5 protein-coding genes and 1 riboswitch are annotated in these 4,565 nt (G+C 29.6%); of the genes, 1 reads left to right on the top strand and 4 read right to left on the bottom strand.

Annotation, left to right across the window (positions count from 1 at the left end; translation table 11 throughout):
* Positions 1-214: 214 nt before the first annotated feature.
* Positions 215-1,441 carry a chloride channel protein gene (locus VN21_RS01400; RefSeq protein ID WP_046821691.1) on the bottom strand — a complete coding sequence of 409 codons (1,227 nt, stop codon included), beginning with the start codon at positions 1,439-1,441 and terminating at the stop codon, positions 215-217.
* A 57-nt stretch (positions 1,442-1,498) separates the two neighbouring features.
* Positions 1,499-1,560: riboswitch (Fluoride riboswitch) on the bottom strand.
* A gap of 134 nt (positions 1,561-1,694) precedes the next feature.
* On the opposite strand from VN21_RS01400, the gene VN21_RS01395 reads away from it, so the two are divergent.
* Positions 1,695-1,976: a hypothetical protein gene (locus tag VN21_RS01395; protein ID WP_046821690.1), complete on the top strand. Its 282-nt coding sequence runs from the start codon at positions 1,695-1,697 to the stop codon at positions 1,974-1,976.
* 42 nt (positions 1,977-2,018) lie between these two features.
* Here the strand turns inward: VN21_RS01395 and VN21_RS01390 are convergent, their stop codons facing one another.
* The 3 genes from VN21_RS01390 to VN21_RS01385 form a co-directional block, all read right to left on the bottom strand.
* Positions 2,019-2,639, bottom strand: coding sequence for a flavodoxin family protein (locus tag VN21_RS01390; protein WP_046821689.1), 621 nt, complete (start codon positions 2,637-2,639; stop codon positions 2,019-2,021).
* 309 nt (positions 2,640-2,948) lie between these two features.
* Positions 2,949-3,104 carry a hypothetical protein gene (locus VN21_RS18530; protein WP_161794363.1) on the bottom strand — a complete coding sequence of 52 codons (156 nt, stop codon included), beginning with the start codon at positions 3,102-3,104 and terminating at the stop codon, positions 2,949-2,951.
* Positions 3,105-3,251: 147 nt separating this feature from the next.
* Complete coding sequence (locus VN21_RS01385) at positions 3,252-4,412, bottom strand: iron-containing alcohol dehydrogenase (RefSeq protein ID WP_046821688.1); 1,161 nt, start codon at positions 4,410-4,412, stop codon at positions 3,252-3,254.
* Between the last annotated feature and the right edge of the window lie 153 nt (positions 4,413-4,565).

Raw genomic sequence — 4,565 nt, 5'->3', positions numbered from 1 at the left:
TATAGACATGTATATTTTATTATAGTATATTGTATACATAGACATCAAGAAACGACATATATTAACAATCAGTAGGAACGGACATATATAGAGGGGCTTTAAATGCCCCTCATTAATCAAGTTAATAATACTATCCCCCCAATAATAGTATTAATATTAAAATACCCCCTTTTAAAGACTGTATCGGAAACAGTCTTTTTTTATTTGTAAAAATTTATCTATCTAGAAGACTACTGTCTTGTGATGTATATATGCCGCTTTTACCTGCAAATACATAACTTATTACACAAGCAATGAATATAAATCCAATATTAGCGGATCCAAATAATTCAATTCCCATTATAAAAGATGCTATAGGCGTTTTTGTAGCTCCTGCAAATACTCCTATCATTCCAAGCCCTGCTAAAAATTCAATAGGAAGTCCGATAATACTCGCAAGTAAGTTTCCTAAAGTTGCTCCTATTACAAATAATGGAGTAACCTCTCCACCTTGGAATCCTACAGCAAGCGTAAGTGATGTTAAAACAAGTTTTATTATAAATGCTCCTTTAGGAATAGGCTGGTTAAATGTATTACTTAATAAATCTAAACTTAATCCAAGATAAATTCTAGTTCCAAGAATTAAAACTATAATAATAATGATAATACCGCCTATAAAGCTTTTTAAAGATGTATTTGGGATCTTGGCTGCAAAAAACTTCTTTAAAGAATGAGTAAGCTCTGCAAAAAGTTTGCTAGTAAGTCCAAATAAAACAGCACATAATATAACTTTGAAAAATACATTAACACCAGTTAAAGATACTCCCATATTATAATGACTGTGCTGAACCTTAAAAATTTCTGCTATAAAGTTTCCTATATAACTTGATATAAAACAAGGTATTATTGCTTCATATCGCATTTTACCAAGAGTTGAAACTTCAAGCCCAAATACAGTTCCTGCGATAGGTGTTCCAAATACAACTCCAAAACCACTACTTACACCACTGATTATAAGTATTGTATAATCCATACCTTTTAATTTTAGAAGTTCCCCTATTTTAGAAGATACGCTAGCTCCTATTTGAACTCCAGTACCCTCTCTACCAGCAGATCCACCAAATAAGTGGGTTATAAATGTTCCCAAAAACACAAGTGGTGCCATTCTAAAAGGAATCCTTCCTTCACCCTCATTAATTCGTTCAATAATTAAATTATTTCCTTTTGATGAATCTTTACCGTATTTAGAATATAAATAACTTACAAAAGCTCCTCCTATAGGTAACATGTATAATAACCATGGATTTGATTCTCTAGTACTTGTTGCCCATTGTAAGCTTTTTAAGAAAAATGATATAACAATCCCAACAGCAATCCCAGATATGGATGCTAGCAAAAACCATCTTAAAAATATAATGGATACTACTTCACTTTCTTTTATATGTTTTTTTAATTCATTCACAATTAATCCTCCTAGTCTATTTTCTGCAAAAAAACAGACTCCTACCCTTAAATATTTATAAGAGTAGGAGTCATTAGCATCTTATGCATTTAATGGCGAACTCCATCGCCGATTTAATTTACCAATTTATTATATTATAAAATAGCTAAAATTTCAATTAAGTTACAAAAATATACACATTGTTGATTTTATATTTTTAAAATAGTATGCTTTAGTAAACTAGGGGATTAAATTAAGGGAGGGGGTTAAAGTTATGATTATAAAAATGATTATAGGTATATTTTTTATTGTATATGGACTGATAGTATCAGCAATAGAACAGTATAAAAGAATTCCGTTATTTTATAACTCTAAAGATCAAGTGAATGGAGTAATAAATGGTTTTGCATGCATAGTTGTAGGAATTGTTGTTTCTGCATATAATCTAAATCAAGGTATTATTATTGGAATTATAGCTTTTTCAATGTGGGGAATAGAAAAGCTTATAATATCCACAATACTTAAAAATAAAGATGAAAAGCTTTCTAATATATAAAAAAGCACTTCGCATTTTCGAAGTGCTTTTTTATTATAATTTTTATCTTATAAAATTTGTATGTACTCTATCTTCTAAATCTGGTTTTTCTATATTATTCTTTTTACCAATATCTATACATTTTATTATCCAGGCCATATTTTTGCCTAGAACTCTCATTGTTTGTAATCCCTCTACATCTTTTTTTACTTCGTCTGAAGTGTTTCCATGGACCATATTCCAATATTGAGAACTAACAATTGGCATATTAGAGATAGTAAAGTACTTATTTAATTGATCAAGTGTAGCAGTAGTTCCTGCTCTTCTGGCACTAACTACTGAAGCACCTGGCTTAAATGCCATGTATTTTCCTCCGCTATAAAATACTCTATCTAAAAAAGATACTAATGATCCTGCTGCAGATGCATAATAAACAGGTGATCCAAATACAAATCCATCTGCATACTTTGCCTTTTCTACAAAATCATTAACTCCATCATTCATGAAGCACTTACCTGTATTTTTACATGAACGACATCCTATACATCCTCCTACAGGTTTATTACCTATGTGAAAAATTTCTGTATCTATTCCACTTGCTTCTAGTGCTTTTGAAACTTCCTCTAATGCTGTGTATGTACATCCATTTTTATTTGGACTTCCATTGACTAACAATACTTTCATACCTACACCATCCTAATCTAATTTAATTTTAAGTATATTTACATCCTTAATAAAATTATATAGCGCATATTGAACATAAAATCAATTAAATTTTAACTTTTTAACAAAAACTAAAGATAGTCTACCTAATCACTAGATAGACTATCTTCAGTTTTTTCAATTCATTTATATATTTAACTAAGCTAATCTGTAAGATAGTTTTAAATTTATAAAACTATAACGATTAAAACTTAATAGAATACCCCGTATTAATTTTAAATTAAAACTTTATTTACCTTCTAAAAACTTAAACATTATCATTATCTGTATTTATTTTCTTCTTTTATCACCTTTACAATTAATTTCAAATAACTTTACAGCCTTTGATTGAGTCATTCTTGGATTTATAATGCATGTCATTAATGCTAAATAATTTCTGATTGTTAAATCATCATTGAATGAATAATGAGATAAACTTTTAGCCATCTAATCATCCTCTCCTTACAATTTTATAAATTTATACTACAATATACATCTATACACCTATTTAATGTAAGTTTAACATGTTTTTTTATTAAACTTACATGTCAATATTGTAAGAAAAATTTAATATTTTAATTTAAAACAAAATAATTAAAGTGCTTTTTCTATTATTTTGCGGCTTATATTTAATCCCAAATCTCCTCTTTCTGATAAGTTTGTCATCCCATGACAATCAAGAGAATTTACAACAGTATCTACATCTTCTTCTTTAAGCCCATATACCGATAAATGAGTTGGCATATCTAAGCTTTCAAAAAACTCACGAGTTTTTCTTATTGCTATATCTATTTTTTCATCATCGCTACCTTCTTTTATATCCCATACGCGCTCAGCATATTGAACTAATTTAGATCCTTTCTCATTTCTTCTAACTTCCCAAAGTGCTGGAAGTATAGCTGCTAAGGTTTTAGCATGATCTATTCCATATAAAGCCGTTAATTCATGTCCTATTTTATGTGTTGTCCAATCTTGAGGAACTCCTGCAGCTATAAGACCATTAAGTCCCATCGTTGCGCACCAAACTAAATTCGCTCTTAAATCATAATCTATTGGATTATCTATAGTGTCTCTTCCAATTTCTATTAACGTCTTTAATATTCCTTCTGCTGTTCTATCTTGAAATCTTGCATCAACAGGATATGTAGCGTATTGTTCTAGTACATGTATATATGTATCTACTACTCCATTTGCTACTTGTGTCTTAGGCAAAGTAAATGTCAGTGTTGGGTCTAATATTGAAAATGTAGGGAATGATAAAGGACTTCTAACAGAGAATTTACCTCCATTGTAAGAAATAACCGCTCCTCCATTCATTTCTGATCCAGTTGCCGGAAGTGTAACCACTGTTCCTATAGGTAACCCCTTAGAAACTGGAACAGGTTTAAAACCATAGTTTAATAAATCTGTTTTGTCTTCACCTTCATAGTTAGCTGCTAAGTTTACAAACTTAGTTCCGTCCATTACTGAACCTCCACCAACAGCTAATAAAAAATCTATATTTTCTTTTTTAACTAATTCTGCCGCTTTTATTAATGTTTCATATTTTGGATTTGGTTCTATACCCGAAAATTCAAATATTTCACGACCTTTTAAAGCCTCTTTTACCTTGTCTAAAGTTCCAAATTTTTTAATACTTCCTCCACCATAAAGGACTAAAACTCTTGCAGCCTCTGGTATAAGTGAATTTAATTCTTCTATTTTATCTTTTCCAAATACTATTTTAGTTGGATTGTGAAAAGTAAAGTCTAACATTGTTGATCAACTCCTTATTGTCTATCTCTCTCTATATAATACCATATTTTCCTATTTTATTTTGTAACATTAAATTGACAGTAATCTTAGAATCATAAAATGGATACTTTAAATATTTAAAGTATCCATTTTATATGTTTATACTAAATTATC

Origin of the sequence: Paraclostridium benzoelyticum, from assembly GCF_001006285.1 — a bacterium.
GTDB classification, from domain to species: Bacteria; Bacillota; Clostridia; order Peptostreptococcales; family Peptostreptococcaceae; genus Paraclostridium; species Paraclostridium benzoelyticum.
This window is presented reverse-complemented; position numbering and strand designations above follow the sequence as displayed.